Source organism: Stagnimonas aquatica (genome assembly GCF_003730135.1).
Classification (GTDB): Bacteria; Pseudomonadota; Gammaproteobacteria; order Nevskiales; family Nevskiaceae; genus Stagnimonas; species Stagnimonas aquatica.
The window spans coordinates 465759-481177 of record NZ_RJVO01000003.1 but is presented as its reverse complement, the minus strand read 5'-3'; the positions used below and the strand labels follow the sequence as shown (position 1 = coordinate 481177).

Here is a 15419-nt window from a genome sequence, read left to right as displayed (position 1 = left end):
TTTGCGCGCGTAGCGGACTTCAGTGCACGCGCTGCAGCACGGTGGCGACGCCCTGGCCCATGCCGATGCACATGGTTGCCAGACCGTACTCGCCGCCGTTTTCCTTCAGCACATGCGCCAGGGCGCCGGTGATGCGGGCGCCGGAACAACCCAGCGGGTGGCCGAGGGCGATGGCGCCGCCCTTGAGGTTCACCTTGTCCATCTTGTCGGTGATCTTGAGGTCCTTCATCACCGCCAGCGACTGCGCGGCAAAGGCCTCGTTCAGCTCGAAGAAGTCGATCTGGTTGATGTCCAGGCCGGCGCGCTTGAGCGCCTTCTGGCTGGCCGGGACCGGACCGATGCCCATGATCGAGGGGTTGCAGCCGGCGGCGGCGACCGAGACGATCTTCGCCATCGGCGTCAGGCCCAGTGCCTTGGCCTTCTCGGCGGACATCACCAGCACGCAGGAAGCGCCGTCGGAAATCGCCGAGGAGGTACCGGCAGTGACGCTGCCCTTGGGGTTGAAGGCCGGCTTGAGCTTGGCGAGGTCGGCGAGGTTGGCATCCGGACGCACCACTTCGTCGTGCTCGACCAGAATCGGCGCGCCGTCGGCGTCGTGGCCCGGGGTCGGCACCACTTCGTTCCTGGTCTTGCCTTCCTGGATGGCGGCGTAGGCCTTCTGGTGGCTGCGCAGGGCGAACTCGTCCTGCTGCTCGCGGCTGATCTGGTGGGTCTGGGTCAGCATTTCCGCAGTCAGGCCCATCATCGCCGCCGCCTTGGCGGTGTTCAGGCTCATGCCCGGTGCGCCGTCGAAGCCGTGGGTCATCGGCACATGTCCCATGTGCTCGACGCCGCCGCAGATGTAGACGTCACCGATACCGGCCTGGATGTTGGCGAAGGCGGTGTGGATGGCGGACATCGACGAGCCGCAGAGGCGGTTGACGGTCTGCGCGGCGACGCTCTGCGGCAGGCCGGCCATCAGCGCGGCGTTACGGGCGATATTGAAACCCTGTTCCAGGGTCTGGCCGACGCAACCCCAGATCACGTCTTCGACGTCGGCGGGCTTGAGCGCGGCGTTGCGGGCGAGGATGGCCTTGATCACATGCGCCGACAGCTCTTCGGCGCGGACATTGCGGTAGACGCCACCCTTGCTGCGGCCCATCGGGGTGCGGACAGCATCAACAATCACGACATCAGTCATGGAAAATCTCCTAAACGGTAATTCGGCAGTTCGTGGGGTGACTTACTTCGTGTAGTAGGTCTTGCCTTCGGCGGCCAGTTTCTTCATCGACTCGGTGGGCTCGTAGATCTTGCCCAGGTGCGCGTACTTGGCGCACTTCTCGATGATGGTGGCGAGGCCAACGGTATCGGCGTACTTGAGCGCGCCGCCACGGAACGGCGGGAAGCCGATGCCCAGGATCAGGCCCATGTCGGCTTCCTGCACGGTCTCGACGATGCCCTCGTCCAGGCAGCGCACGGTCTCGATGATCATCGGCAGCATCAGACGGTCGACGATCTCCTCGTCGCTGAAGTCTTTCTGGCCTTCCGGCTGCACGGCCTTGAGCAGCTCGTAGCTGTCGGCCGCGACTTCCTTCTTCGGCTTGCCCTTGGGGTCGGTCGAGTACTTGTAGAAGCCGATACCGTTCTTCTGGCCAAAGCGCTTGGCTTCGTACATCACGTCCATGGCGGTACGGAAGGTCTTGGCCATGCGGTCGGGGTAGCCTTCGGCCAGCACGTCACCGACGTGGTGGCCGGTGTCGATACCGACCACGTCCTGCAGATAGGCCGGGCCCATCGGCCAGCCGAAGGTTTCCATCACCTTGTCGATCTTCTGGAAGTCGGCGCCGTCGCGCATCAGTGCGGCCCAGCCACCGAAGTAAGGCGAGAGGATGCGGTTGACCAGGAAGCCGGGGCAGTTCTTCACCACCACCGCGCTCTTGCCCATGGCGGTGGCGTAGGCCACCACGGTGGCAATCGCCTCCTTGGAGGTCTTCTCGCCGTAGATCACTTCCACCAGCGGCATCTTGTGCACCGGGTTGAAGAAGTGCATGCCGAGGAAGTTCTCGGGCTTCTTCAGCGCCGTGGCCAGCTCGTCGATGGAGATTGAGGAGGTGTTGGAGGCGATGATGGTGCCTTCCTTGACGATACCCTCGACCTCGGCAAGCACGCTCTTCTTGATCTTGGGGTTCTCGACCACCGCCTCGACAACGATGTCGACGCCGCCGAAATCGCCGTAGTTGAGCGTCGGGCGGATGGTGCCGAGAATCTCGCCAGCCTTGGCCGGGGTGAGCTTCTTGCGGTCAACCTGGGTGGACAGCAGCTTGTTGGCCTCGCCCATGCCGAGTTCCAGCGACTTCTCGGCGATGTCCTTCATGATGATCGGCGTGCCGCGCGAGGCGCTCTGGTAGGCGATGCCGCCACCCATGATGCCGGCGCCCAGCACCGCCGCGTGCTTGACCGGACGGGCGATCTTGCCGGCGGCCTTGGCCTTCTTCTTCAGCAGCTGGTCGTTGAGGAACAGCGCGATCAGCGCGTCGGACACCGTGGTCTTGGCCAGCTTGGCGAAGGCGGCGGCTTCGATCTTCAGCGCCTCGTCGCGGCCCTTGCTGGCGGCCTTCTCGATGGCGGACACCGCAGCAACCGGCGCCGGGTAGTTCTTGCCAGCCTTGCCAGCGATGAAGCCCTTGGCGGTGGAGAACACCATCATGCCGCTGAGGTTGTCGAGGTTGAGCTTGCTCTTCTTCTGCTCGCGGCGGGCCTTCCAGTCGAACTGACCGGCCTGGGCGGCCTTGAGCAGCTTGATCGCGGCGGCCTTGAGCTTGTCGCCGGCCACCACGCCGTCCACCGCATGTACCTTGAGCGCGGCCGCAGCCTTCTGCTGCTCACCGCCGGCGATCCACTCGATGGCGTTGTCGGCGCCGATCAGGCGCGGCAGGCGCACGGTGCCGCCGAAGCCGGGGATGATGCCCAGCTTGGTTTCCGGCAGGCCGATCTGGGCCTTGTCGCTCATCACGCGGTAGTCCACGGCCAGGGCCATTTCCAGACCGCCACCGAGGGCGATGCCGTTGATCGCGGCCACCGAGGGCACCGGCAAATCTTCAATGGCGTTGAAGATCTGGTTGGCCTCCAGCGCCCACTTGGCGATCTCTTCCTCGGACTGCTGGAAGTTCTTGCCGAATTCGGTGATGTCGGCGCCGACGATGAACACGTCCTTGCCGGAGCTGACCAGCAGGCCGGTCAGGCTGCTGTCGGCAGCCAGCACCTTGGCCGCTTCGGAAAGCTCGGTGACGGTGCGCAGGTCGAACTTGTTGACGGAGTCCGTCTTGTTGTCGAAGCAGAGTTCGGCGATCCCGCCGTCCAGCTTCGTGACCTGGATTGATTGGCCTTGATACATGGGCACCTCGGGTGGTTTAGAGAAATCGTTGCCGGTCAAGCAGCCCGGGTTGCCGGGGCCAGAGCCGAGAAAGTGCGCGACTTTACCGCGCAGCCTGCTCCCCGGCAATGCGGTAACCAACCGTGCGGTATGCGGGAAAATTGCCGCGCAAAGGGAGAAAAATCGTCGCTTTGACGATAACTTAGCCAATTATCTAGAATGCTGGCCGCTGGACCGCCAAGACGTATTTCTATTAGGGGGAGTTCACATGACCAAGCCGTTTGACCAGATCAAGACTTCGCTCGACAAACTGCGCCGCGAGTCGCTCGATGTTGTCGGTCAAGCCAATCGTATCGTCAGTCAGGGCGTACACCGCCTGGCCGAGCACGAACTCAAGGCCCTCAACGACACCTACCGCACCGTGCTGGGCGCCCTCAAGGACGCCAAGAAAGGCGACTCCATCAAGGACGCCGCCGGCAAGCAGCTTGATGTGATGCAGGAGAGCGTCAACCGCCTGATCGCCAGCACCCGTGAGTCCCTGGCAATCCTCTCAGAGACCCGCCAGGAGCTGACCGGCCTGGTCAGCGGTGGTCTGAAGACCGGCGCGGTCGCCGAAGCCGAGCTGGCCAAGGTCGCCGACAAGGCCAAGAAGGCCGTCGCCGGCGTCAAGGTGGCTGCCGCCGACGCCCAGAAGAAGGCGGGTCAGGTGACGGCCCAGGCGAAGGCCTCGGCCGACAAGGTGGCCGCCAGCGTCAAGTCCGACGCCAAGAAGGTCGCCGCCGCAGTCAAGAAGGATGTCAGCGTCGCCAAGCAGCGCGTCGGCTCGGTGCTCGACATCAAGCCCAAGGGCGCGCCGGTGAAGAAGCCGGTGGTGGCGGTGAAGCCCTCCGCCAACTCCCGCGCCAACCGCGCCACCAGCAAGGCCAAGAGCGCTGCGTCTTCGGTGATCGAATCGGTCAAGAAGATGGGCTGAGGCGCCATCCGCTGCACCCGAGCCCGCCATCCGGCGGGCTTTTTGCTGGCCGTCCCGGCACACTCCGGAATCTATGCTCAGTCTTCAGGAAAGTACCGAACTCTGCCGCCTGCTGGCCGATTCCAGCCGCCAGCGCCTGCTGCTGCTGCTGGAGGCGCACGCGCTGTCGGCGGCCGAACTCAACGAGATCACCGGTCTCGCGCAGAGCCGGGTCTCCACCCATCTGGCCAAACTCAAGCAGGCCGGGCTGATCCAGACCGAGCGCGGCGAGGGCGCGGCGCTCTACTCCGCCCGGCAGCCGGAGGGCGCGGCGGCCGAGCTGTGGCGCTCGCTGCGCCCGAAGCTGGAGGACGCGCAGACCCGAGTCGATCTGGAGCGCGCCGAGCAGGTATTGCGCGCCCGTCACAGCGGCCAGACCTGGGCGGAATCGGTGGCCGGCCGCATGGAGCGGCACTACTCGCCGGGCCGCACCTGGGAGACCACCGCCCACGCCCTGATCGGGCTGGTGCGGCTGGGCAGGGTGCTGGATCTCGCTTCCGGCGACGGTGTGCTGGCAGAACTGTTGGCGCCGCGCTCGGATCGGGTGACCTGCCTGGACATCAGCGAAACCGTGCTGGCGGCAGCCCGGCGACGGCTGGCAGGGTTCGCCAACATCGAACTCAAGCGCGGTGACATGCACGCCCTGCCCTTCGCCGACGCGAGCGCCGGCCAAGGCTTCGACGTGGTGTTTGCCCTGCATGCGCTGGCGTATTCCAGTCAGCCGGAAAAGCTGCTGTCGGAGGCAGCACGGGTGCTCAAGCCGGGCGGACACCTGGTGGTGGCGGCCCTGCGCGCGCACCCGCACGCCGAGACCATGCGTGCCTACGATCACGTCAATCTCGGCTTCCAGCCCGAGGCGCTAGACGCCTTGCTGTCGGGTGCCGGGCTGGCGGTGGAGAGCTGTCAGGTCACCTCGCAGGAAACCCGTCCGCCGTATTTCGAGGTGATCACTGCGGTGGCGCGGCGCTGAGGCGCCCGAGTCAGGCAGCCGGCAGCTCTCCGGCCCACAGGCAATTGCCGCCGCTTTTCTTGGCGATTCCCTTGAGCCGCTCCAGATGGGCATCCAGCTCGGCCTCGCTGGCGCGCGGGACCGCCAGCGGAAGAGCGGCAGCTTCCACCCGCAGTTGCTCCAGCAGGCGCGAGCGGCGCGGCTGGTTGCCGCCATCGCCGGGGCCGTCCAGTACCAACCGCGACTGCCCACCGGTCATCGCCAGATAGACATCGGACAGCAGGCGGGCGTCGAGCAGCGCCCCGTGGAACTCGCGACTGGAGTTGTCGACGCCGTAGCGTCGGCACAAGGCGTCCAGGTTCACCTTCTGGCCCGGGTGCAGCTTGCGCGCCATGGTCACCGTGTCGGTAACCGTACAGACCTCGGCCAGCGGCGTCTCGATGCCGCAGCGCTGGAATTCGCGATTGAGGAAGCCGACGTCGAAGGCGGCGTTGTGGATGATCAGTTCCGCGCCGCTGAGATAGTCCCATAGCTCGCGCGCCAGCTCGTGAAAGCGCGGCTTGTCGGCGAGGAAGGCGTTGGTGAGGCCGTGCACCTGCACCGCGCCGGCGTCGATCTCGCGATCCGGGTTCAGGTACTTCCAGTAATTGTTGCCGCTGGGCCGGCGGTTGATCAGCTCCAGGCAGCCGATCTCGATGATGCGGTGGCCCTGGTCGGCTTCGAGGCCGGTAGTTTCGGTATCGAGGACGATCTGGCGCAGGCTCATGCCGACAGGCTCCGGTCCAGCCCCAGATTGGCCAGACGGTCGGCGGCCTCGTTGCCGGGGTCGCCGGCATGGCCCTTCACCCAGCGCCAATCGACCTCGTGCGCGGACGCGGCGGCGTCGAGACGTTGCCAGAGATCCTGATTCTTCACCGGCTTCTTGTCGGCGGTGCGCCAGCCCTTGGCCTTCCAGCCGCGCAGCCACTCGGTGATGCCGGAGCGGACGTAGTTGGAATCGGTGTAAAGCGTCACCCGGCAAGGCTCCTTCAGGGCTTCCAGCGCCTGGATCGCCGCCATCAGCTCCATGCGGTTGTTGGTGGTGTCGTCCTCGCCGCCGCAGAGCTCCTTGACCTTGCCGTTGAACTCCAGGCGCGCGCCCCAGCCACCGGGGCCGGGATTGCCACGGCAGGCGCCATCGGTGTGGATCAGCACCGTCTTGCGCACGGCGTTCACTGGCTGCCGTCCCGGTGCGCCGCGACCCCTGGCAGACCGATCAGCGGTTTGACCTGGGCGCGGCTGCGCTGACCAACCAGGGTCAGTGGCGTCACCCGTTTCTTGGCGGCCACCAGATAGGCTTCCGAAAACACCTGGAACAAGCTCGCCGGCGTGAACGGATTGCCGTCGCTGCGCGCGGGCAGCCAGGGAAAACCGACGCCGAAGCGGCGCACCTCCAGCACTTCGAAATCGAGCAGGCTCAACCAGTCGCAGACCCGGCCAGCGGAGTAGTAGCGCGAACTGCCCGGCAGTGCGCGCGGCGCCAGACCGACGCGGCGACGCCAGGCCAGACTGCCCCAGGGGCTGAAACCGACCAGCAGCAATCGGCCGCGGTCGCTGAGCACCCGCGAGGTCTCGCGCAGCAGGCGGTGCGGTGAGCGGACCAGCTCCAGGGTGTGAGGCAGCAGCACTGCGTCCACCGACTTGCTGGCCAGCGGCAGGTGCTGGGCATCGACGCGCGCCTGCGCACCCGGCTGCTTGCCGACGGCGAGCACCGCCCGGTGCAGCATCTCCGAACCGCTCAGCCAGTCGCCCTCGCCGCCCCAGGCGCCGATCTGCAGAAAATGCCGTCCGAACAGTTCCGGCAGGTGCCGGGCCACTTCCTCGCGCTCCAGGCTGGTGAGACGACGGCCGTGGGTGGAATCCGCCCAGCGCTGGGTGGGATCGAACTTGCTCGGGCTGGCTGGGGGGGCTGACGGCATGATTGACGGCCTGGAACTCGCACGCGACCATCGGCCGCAATGGGCACAATATCTGCCATTCCCGCCTTCGAGGACAACTACATCTGGGCCTGGCGGCGCGGAGACGAGGCCCTGATCGTCGACCCGGGCGAGGCGGCTCCGGTGCTGCGCTGGTTGCAGGCACAGAACCTGCAACTGCGCCACATTCTGCTCACCCACCATCATCCCGACCACATCGGCGGTGTCGCCGAGCTGGTCCGGCACACCGGCGCGCGGGTCCACGGTCATGGTGCCGACCGCCACCGTCTACCGCCGCTGGACGAGGCCGTGCACGAGGGCGACCGGCTGAGGCTGCTGGGCGGCGAGTTCGGCGTGCTGGCGACGCCGGGGCACACCCTGGGCCACATCTGCTACCACGGCGAGGGTCTCTTGTTCTGCGGCGATACCCTGTTCTCGGCCGGCTGCGGACGGATGTTCGAGGGCCAGCCGGCGCAATACCTCGCGTCCCTGCAGAAGCTGGCCGCCCTGCCCGATTCGCTGGCGGTCTGCTGCGCCCACGAGTACACCCTCGGCAATCTTGCCTTCGCCGCGCAGCTGAGTCCGCAGGATCAGGCGTTGGCAGGTGAACTGGCCCGGGTGCGCACTCTGCGTGCCGAGGGCCTCGCCAGCCTGCCTTCGCAGCTGGGCTGGGAGCGTCGCTACAACCCCTTCCTACGTTGCGAGGACGCCGATCTGGCGGCCACCCTGGGCTGCGCCGGAGCCGAGCCGGCGCAGGTGTTCGCGGCCATGCGCAAGGCCAAAGACGGCTTCCGTCTGTCCTGATGCACCCTATTTTCCGCCTGCTGCTGTTGTTCTTCTGGCTTGCCTCTAGCCCGGCGCATGCCGAGCCCGAGACCGGCGACGACAGCATCTGGCCGCGCATCGCCCAGGGCATGCGCCTGGGTGGGGAGCAGCGGCCGGAGGTTCAGCGCTGCATCGCCAGCTACACCGAAAGCCCGGCATTCTTGAGTGTGATGCTGGAGCGTGCCGCGCCCTTCCTGTGGTTCATCGTCGAGTCCGCCGAGATCCGCGAACTGCCGCTGGAGCTCGCCCTGCTGCCAGCGGTGGAGAGTGGCTTCAACGCCCATGCCCGTTCGGCTTCGGCGGCGCTCGGACTCTGGCAGTTCATCCCGCCCACCGGCCGCGCCTACGGGCTCGGCGACAATCCGGGCTACGACGCCCGTCGCGATCCGGTCGCCTCCACCCGTGCCGCGTTCTCCTACCTGCTGGAACTGCACCGCGAGTACGACGACTGGCTGCTGGCGCTGGCCGCCTACAACGGCGGTGGCGTCCGGCTTCGAACGGCGATCGCCGAGGCCGGTGGCAGCCGTGACTTCTGGCAGCTGCCCCTGCGCAGCGAGACCCGCGACTACGTCCCGCGATTGCTGGCGCTGGCCGCCATCGTCCGCGAGCCGGAGCGCTACCAGGTGCGCCTGCCGACCATCAGCAACCGCCATGCCGCCGAAATGGTGGCGATGGACGAGTTGCCGCCGGGGGCGCTACAGGCGCTGGGGAGGGTGGACCCGGAACTGCTGCGCCGCTTCAACCCTGGCCTGAAGCGACTCAACCGGCAGACCCGGGTGCCGACCCTGCTGCTGCCGCCCAGCGAGGCCCTGTTACTACGAGCCGAACTCGCCGATCCGATTCCAGCAGCCGGCACCGGAAAGACGCTGCGCGAGAACTGGCTGCTGCAAGGTCCCGAAGTCACCGATTCATTGCGGCTGGCGACGATTTCCGCGGGCTTCCCGGGGAAGGACCAGGATGGCTCCGGCCAGGCGCTCACGGAACCAAGCGCGAATCGGTCCAGTCTGCACCGGGTCCGTTCTGGCGAGACGCTGTACTCGCTGGCGCAGCAATACGGGGTCAGCGTTCAGCGTCTGCGGCAGTACAACCAGCTGCGCGCGGGGGCGGTCTTGGAGGTGGGCCGCAACCTGAAAATACCCTCAGTTCACTGATCCCCGAAGCACGGATTTCATTTGCTACACTCGGCCCCCGTTCGATTCCTTCCCTGGCATCCACTACTGCATGCGCCTACGACTGACCGTCCTCTCGCGGCCAAGCTGGCTGTTGGCTGCGCTCCTCTGGACGCAGGTCGTGCTGGCGGCTGAGCCCCCGCAGCCCACTGCGGAAGCCATCGCTCTCGACGAAGCGATCCAGGGCCTCAAGGACGAAACCCTGGAGCTCAATCGCGAGCTGCAGCAACTGGAAGACAACTACGCCTATCCGCCGCACAGCGCGCTGTCGGTGTATGTCGGCTCGGTGGCGCCGAGCAGCTTCCTCAGCGACATTGCGGTCAGCATCGACGACGGTCCCTTCACCCGCTACGCCTACACCGAGCGAGAGGCACGCGCCCTGTTCGACAAGGGCTTGCATCGGGTGCTGCGCGCCAATCTGGAACCGGGTCCGCACCGCATCCGCGTGGAGATGAACGGCCGTTCCTTCAAGGACGCCGCCGCGCCGCCGTTCAGCGAACGTGCCGAAGGCGTGTTCGAAAAGGGCGAGCGCGAGGCGGAAATCGAGATCAGCTTCGGTCGTGGCGGCAAGGTGCAGGCCTTGCGCAACTACAAGCCCGGCAGCAAGGACGACCCTCGGGTTCGTGCCGCCGACTTCCTCAATGGCGACGAGCGCCACTTCTCGGCGGCGATGACGCTGCTGCAGCTGCGGCAGGAACAGGAAGGTCAGAAGCTGCCGGCCGACTACCAGTGGCGGCTGGCCGAGAGCTATCTCGCCTTCGGCATGCGCGGCCGCGCCGAGGCCCTGTACCGCGACCTGGCGGTGACCACCACCGATCACCTGGCCCTGGGGCGGGCGCGGCTGCGGCTGGCGGAGTTCCTCTACGAGCGCGGCTTCCTGCAGGAGTCGGCCACCTCGCTGCTGCGCATGCGCGAAAAGCTGCCGGAACCCTTGCAGCTGCCCTGGCAGGATCTGCTGTCCCGGGCGCTGATGTCGCAGGGCCGCTACAGCGATGCGCTGGAAGTGCTGACCGAGATGAAGAACGGCGACAAGCAGTCGCCCTACACCCGCTACAACCTCGGCGTGGCAATGATCAACGATGGCCGCGTCGCCGACGGCGAGACCTTGCTCGACCGTATCGGCCGCCTGCCACCCACCGATACCGAGAATCTGGCCTTGCGCGACAAGGCCAATCTCACGCTCGGCTTCCACTTCCTGCGCAAGCAGCAAGGTGGCACCGCCAAGCCGCTGTTCAGCCGGGTGCGCATCACCGGTCCCTACTCCAACCGTGCCCTGCTCGGTCTGGGCTGGGCGGAGCTGGCGCCACAGGGTGAGAAGCAGAAGAAGACCGACATCGCCGATCCCGAGCCCGAGGACAACCCGCTGCGGGGCCTGGCGACGCTGGGCATCCTGATCAACCCGGCGCGGCTGGGCGACTACGATGTCTACAAGCGCGCCGGCCTGCGCAGCTTCAAGCTGGAAAAGGTCAAGAAGGAAGACGAGGAGGCCCTGCGCAAGGCGCTGGTGCCCTGGGCCGAGCTGATCAACCGCGATCCGATGGACCCGGCCGTGCAGGAGGGCATGCTCGCGATCCCGTTCGCGCTGGAACGCATCGGCGCGCACATCCAGGCGCAGCAGTTCTACGAGAAGTCGGTGGAGCTGCTGGAGGAAAGCCGGCGCCGCATCGACAGCGCCAGCCAGCAGATTCGTCAGGCGCGCATGGTGGAAACCATCGTCCGTCGCGACATCGACTCCGAGGCCGGTTGGAACTGGCGCCTGCGCGATCTGCCCGATGCGCCGGAAACCTTCTACCTGCAGAGCATCATTGCCGAGAACCGCTACCAGGAAGCGCTGAAGAACTACCGTGACGTGCGTTTCCTGGCGCGCAATCTCGACGGCGTGAAGGCCCGCATCGCGGCGGTGGAAGCGCTCAGTCAAAGCCGTCCGGAAGCCGCCGTTTCCCCCGTCGAGCTGATCGAGCGCGCGCGCAGCGTGCGCAAGCAGGACAAACCGCAGATCAAGCTGAAGCTGCGCATGGACGTGCTGCTGACGGCCCCCTACACCCCGCCCAGCCTGCCGGGCAGCCTGCCGCCCTTGCAGTTGCGGCTGGCCAGCGCGCCTTCGCGTTTCAACGGTGTGCGTGAGCGCTCCGAGCAGTTGCGCCTGCGCTTGTCGGCGCTGCGCAGCCTGATTGACGACGCCGCCAACGAGCAGTCCGAAGTGCTCAAGGACATCGCCCTTAAGGAATTGGCCGGCCAGAAGAAGACCGTGGAAAAGTATCTGGTCGAGTCGCGCTTCGCCCTCGCCCGCATCTACGAAGACCGCCTGAAGGGAGACGCCCCTTGAACCGCCTCCAGCTCAGCAGCCTGGCGATCGGCGTCGCCGCTTTCATCGCCGCCTGCGGTTCGCCGCCGAACCTGCGTCCGCAGGACAAGAGCCCGCAGATCCGCACCCTGGGCAAGCAGAAGGCGCCGGACCAGAACAAGCTGCCGATCATCCTCAGCGATCCGCTCACTCCGGATCCCGAGAAGGCGCTCGACAACTACCGCAAGATCCTGGATCTGGCGCCCGACGAGGCGATGCGCGCCGAGACCATGCGCCGCATGGCCGACTTGCAGGTGCAGGTGGACGATGCCACCGGTGGCACCGGCGAGAGCGAGAAGCTGTTGGCCGAGTCGATCAAGCTGTACCGGCAGCTGATCGAGGAGCGCCCCAACGATCCCAACAACGACCGCGTGCTCTACCAGCTGGCACGCGCTTACCAGAACGCCGGCCAGCCCGAGCAGTCGGTGGCGACGCTCACCGAACTGACCGCGCGCTATCCGGATTCGCCACTCAACGGCGATGCCCACTTCCGCCGCGCCGAGCTGCTGTTCCGGCTCGGGAACTACGCCGAGGCCGAGAAGGAATACCGTTACGTGATGGGCCTGGCGGCGGCGACGCCGTTCTTCGAGCCCTCGCAGTACAAATACGGCTGGTCGCTGTTCAAGCAGTCGAAGTTCGACGACGCCCTTCCGGTGTTCTTCGCCATCCTCGACCGTGAGCTACCGCCCGGCGAGTTGCAGGACGTCGAGGCCTCGCTCAATGCGGTGTCACAGGGCAAGGCCGATCTCGCCAAGGACTCGCTGCGGGTCACCAGCCTGACCTTCGCGGTGATGGGCGGCGGTCCGGCGATGAACCAGTATTTCGCCAGCCATCCGGAGCCGCGCTTCTACCCGCTGCTGTACACCGCGCTGGGCGAGATGTTCCTGGACAAGCTGCGCTACACCGATGCCGCCGGCGCCTTCGCCGCGTTCAACGAGCGCCACCCCGGTCATCCGTCATCGCCACAGTTCCAGGCGCGGGTGATCGAGGTCTACAAGCAGGGCGGCTTCAACGATCTGGTGGCGCGCGAGAAGGAGCGCTACGTCAACGCCTACGCGCCCGGTGCGCCCTATTGGGCCGGTGCCACGCCCAGCGCCGAGGTGATGACCGCCCTGCGCGGCCACCTCGAAGATCTGGCCAAGCACTATCACGCCTTTGCCCAGCAGGACCCGCAGGCCAACCAGGCCGCCTATCTGGTCGCCGCCGGCTGGTATCGCCGCATCCTCGACATCTTCCCCAGCGACCCGCGCGCGCCCGAGATCAATTACCTGCAGGCCGAGGCACTGGAGGACGGCGGCAAGCTGTTCGACGCCGCCCGCGAGTTCAGCCGCACTGCCTACGACTATCCGCCGCATGCGCGCGCACCGGACGCCGCCTATGCCGCGGTGCTGGCCTACCACCGCAACGTCGAGACCATTCCGGCGCCCCAGAAGAACGACGCGCTGCGCGTCGCCATCGACGCCAGCCTGAAGATGGTCGACACCTTCCCGGCGCATCCGCAGGCGCTGGCCGTGCTCACCCGCACCGCCCGCGATCTCTACGACATCGGTGCCCAGGCCGAGGCGGTGACCACCGCCCAGCGGGTGCTGGCCTATGCGCCGCCGCCGACACCGGAGCAGCGCCGCATCGTCCAGGGCGTGCTCGGCGACAGCTACTTCGCGCAGAAGGATTATCCGAAGGCGGAAGTCGCCTACGCCGACCTGCTCAAGCTGACGCCGGCGGACGACCCGCTGCGCGCCAATGTCATCGAGCAGCTCGCCGCCTCCATCTACAAGCAGGCCGAGGCGGCGCGCGCCGCCGGCGACCTCAAGCTGGCGGCGCAGGGCTTCCTGCGCGTCGGCCAGGTCACGCCGCAGGCGAGCATCCGCGATACCGCCGACTACGACGCCGCCGCTGCCCTCATCGGCTTGCAGGACTGGGGCAACGCCGCCGTGGTGCTGGAAGGTCTGCGCAACCGCAACAGCCTGCGCGGCAGTGGCTGGCCGCTGGAGACCGACGTCGACAAGAAGCTGGCGCTGGTCTACGTCAAGGACAACAAGCCGGTCGATGCCGCCGCCGCCTATCGCCGCATCGCTGCCCGCGTCACCGAGGCGCCGGAAGTACGCCGCGAGGCGGGCTGGCAGGCTGCCAAGCTGTTCGACGACGCCAAGCGTCCGGCCGATGCGATCAAGGCTTACGAGTTCTACGTTGGCGCCTTCCCCAGCCCGCTGGAACCGGCGGTCGAGGCGCGCCGTCGCCTGGCGGACCTCTACCGTGCCAAGCCCGATCCCTACCGTGCCCTGTTCTGGCTGCGTGACCTGGTTGCCGCCGACGACCGTGCCGGCAACCAGCGCACCGAGCGCACCCGGGTGCTGGCCGCGCAGGCGGCGCTGGACATCGGTCGCGCCGCCGCTGCCGATGCCGCCCGCATCCGCCTGAGCCTGCCGGTGGAACGCAGCCTGCCGATGCGCAAGGACGCCGTGGAAAACGCCATCCAGGCGCTGGAGAAGGCCGCGAGCTACAACTACGCCGAGACCACGACCGCTGCCGCCTACGAACTGGGCATGGTCTACCAGTCCTTCGCCAAGGCGCTGATGGACTCCGAGCGGCCGCGCAATCTCGCCGGCGAGGAGCTGGAGCAATACAACCTGCTGCTGGAGGAACAGTCCCTGCCCTTCGAGGAAAAAGCCATCCAGGCGCACGAGACCAACCTCAAGCGCGTCGGCCAGGGCCTGTGGGACCCGGCCATCGCCGGCAGTGTCGCCGCCCTGGGGGCACTGTCGCCGGCCAAGTACGGCAAGCGCGAAACCGGAGCCGAAGTCTATGAAAGCCTCAAGTAAGCGCCTGCTGCTGACCGCGCTGGCCTTGAGCCTGGCCGCCTGCGCGGCGCCGAAACGGCGCGAGCCTCTGCCCGACCGGCCCGTCGACCAGACTCCGGCGGCGCCGACTCAGGCGGCCGCTCCGGCGGCGCCGGTCAAGGACCCTCAGACCCGCTTCGACGAAGCTCTGGCCGCTTACAAGGCCAAGGATTTCAAGCTGGCACGCGAAGGTTTTGCCGCGCTGGCCAAGGAGCATCCGGAACTGTCCGGGCCGCTGACCAACCTCGGCATCCTGGACGCCAAGGCCAACAACCGCCCGGCCGCCATCGCCCAGTTCGCCCGCGCGGTGGCCGCCAACCCGGACAACGCCATCGCCTACAACTGGCTGGGCATCCTCTATCGTGAGGCGCGTGACTACCCGCGCGCCGAACAAGCCTATCTGCGTTCCCTGGCCATCAAGCCCAGCGAGCCGGCGGTGGTACTCAATCTCGGCATCCTCTACGACGTCTACTTGAAGCGGCCGGCGCAAGCGCTGGAGCGCTATCGCGAGTACCAGCAACTGACCGGCAGCAAGGAGCTGAAGGTAACCGCCTGGATCAAGGCGCTGGAAGCCACGCAGGCGCCGGTCAGCGCCGAGGTGAAGTCATGAGCCTTCGGTCTCTGCTCGCTGCCCTTGCCGGACTGCTGCTCACCGGCGGCGCCTACGCCCAGTCGACGGCGGAAGAACCGCAGGCGCTGGTGCGACCCTCCGGCGAACGCGACGGCACCACCATCGTCGGCGAACGCGAGTCGCCGATCGGCCTCTACATCACCCCCTGGCGCAATGCCGCGCCAGAAAAGGAGCTGGACCGCCCGGCCCGCTTCCTCGACGAGGCGCTGGTCCCGCTGGACCCGGAAGTGTTCCGTCGCCAGCTCGAGTACTACAACACCATCACCGATCACCTGCGGTCCCGCGCCGCCCAACCGGCTGCCGCTGCGCCGCGCTAGGCGGCGGCGGTTATCCTTTTCAACTCAC

13 protein-coding genes are annotated in these 15419 nt (G+C 67.0%); 8 read left to right on the top strand and 5 right to left on the bottom strand.

The annotated features are described in order from the left end of the window. Positions 1 to 19: 19 nt before the first annotated feature. Positions 20 to 1180, bottom strand: a complete 1161-nt coding sequence (gene fadA, locus ED208_RS09450; protein WP_123211624.1) for an acetyl-CoA C-acyltransferase FadA — start codon at positions 1178 to 1180, stop codon at positions 20 to 22. Positions 1181 to 1222: 42 nt separating this feature from the next. After that, positions 1223 to 3373: a fatty acid oxidation complex subunit alpha FadB gene (gene fadB, locus ED208_RS09445; protein WP_123211623.1), complete on the bottom strand. Its 2151-nt coding sequence runs from the start codon at positions 3371 to 3373 to the stop codon at positions 1223 to 1225. 247 nt (positions 3374 to 3620) lie between these two features. Here fadB and ED208_RS09440 point away from each other — a divergent pair, with 247 nt between their 5' ends. Together ED208_RS09440 and ED208_RS09435 are read left to right on the top strand one after the other, a co-directional pair. Further along, positions 3621 to 4325, top strand: a complete 705-nt coding sequence (locus ED208_RS09440) for a phasin family protein (RefSeq protein ID WP_158608494.1) — start codon at positions 3621 to 3623, stop codon at positions 4323 to 4325. A gap of 73 nt (positions 4326 to 4398) precedes the next feature. Further along, positions 4399 to 5334, top strand: coding sequence for a methyltransferase domain-containing protein (locus ED208_RS09435; protein ID WP_123211621.1), 936 nt, complete (start codon positions 4399 to 4401; stop codon positions 5332 to 5334). Between the two features lie 10 nt (positions 5335 to 5344). Here ED208_RS09435 and dnaQ read toward each other — a convergent pair whose 3' ends face one another. Genes dnaQ through ED208_RS09420 form a run of 3 tightly spaced genes read right to left on the bottom strand, consistent with a single transcriptional unit; the run spans position 5345 to position 7271 of the window. Beyond that, complete coding sequence (dnaQ, locus tag ED208_RS09430; protein ID WP_199720567.1) at positions 5345 to 6079, bottom strand: DNA polymerase III subunit epsilon; 735 nt, start codon at positions 6077 to 6079, stop codon at positions 5345 to 5347. After that, on the bottom strand, positions 6076 to 6519 hold the full coding sequence (gene rnhA / locus ED208_RS09425) for a ribonuclease HI (RefSeq protein WP_123211674.1): 444 nt from the start codon (positions 6517 to 6519) through the stop codon (positions 6076 to 6078). Before rnhA ends, dnaQ begins: the two co-directional genes overlap by 4 nt. Positions 6520 to 6524: 5 nt before the next feature. Beyond that, complete coding sequence (locus ED208_RS09420) at positions 6525 to 7271, bottom strand: class I SAM-dependent methyltransferase (RefSeq protein ID WP_123211620.1); 747 nt, start codon at positions 7269 to 7271, stop codon at positions 6525 to 6527. Positions 7272 to 7310: 39 nt separating this feature from the next. On the opposite strand from ED208_RS09420, the gene gloB reads away from it, so the two are divergent. From gloB to ED208_RS09390, 6 genes are all read left to right on the top strand, one after another. Further along, entirely contained in the window at positions 7311 to 8072 is a 762-nt protein-coding gene (gene gloB, locus ED208_RS09415) for a hydroxyacylglutathione hydrolase (RefSeq protein ID WP_123211619.1), read from the top strand. After that, positions 8072 to 9244, top strand: coding sequence for a transglycosylase SLT domain-containing protein (locus ED208_RS09410; RefSeq protein ID WP_123211618.1), 1173 nt, complete (start codon positions 8072 to 8074; stop codon positions 9242 to 9244). The genes gloB and ED208_RS09410 overlap by 1 nt, the downstream gene beginning before the upstream one ends. Positions 9245 to 9356: 112 nt before the next feature. After that, positions 9357 to 11588 carry a tetratricopeptide repeat protein gene (locus ED208_RS09405; protein ID WP_158608493.1) on the top strand — a complete coding sequence of 744 codons (2232 nt, stop codon included), beginning with the start codon at positions 9357 to 9359 and terminating at the stop codon, positions 11586 to 11588. Next, the gene (locus tag ED208_RS09400) at positions 11585 to 14425 is read left to right on the top strand and encodes a tetratricopeptide repeat protein (protein WP_123211616.1); all 2841 of its coding nucleotides are present in this window, start codon (positions 11585 to 11587) and stop codon (positions 14423 to 14425) included. Before ED208_RS09405 ends, ED208_RS09400 begins: the two co-directional genes overlap by 4 nt. Then, positions 14409 to 15053, top strand: coding sequence for a tetratricopeptide repeat protein (locus tag ED208_RS09395; protein WP_123211615.1), 645 nt, complete (start codon positions 14409 to 14411; stop codon positions 15051 to 15053). The genes ED208_RS09400 and ED208_RS09395 overlap by 17 nt, the downstream gene beginning before the upstream one ends. Then, positions 15050 to 15391 (top strand): hypothetical protein, encoded by a 342-nt coding sequence (locus tag ED208_RS09390; protein WP_123211614.1) that lies wholly within the window; start codon positions 15050 to 15052, stop codon positions 15389 to 15391. Before ED208_RS09395 ends, ED208_RS09390 begins: the two co-directional genes overlap by 4 nt. The last annotated feature ends 28 nt before the right edge of the window (positions 15392 to 15419 follow it).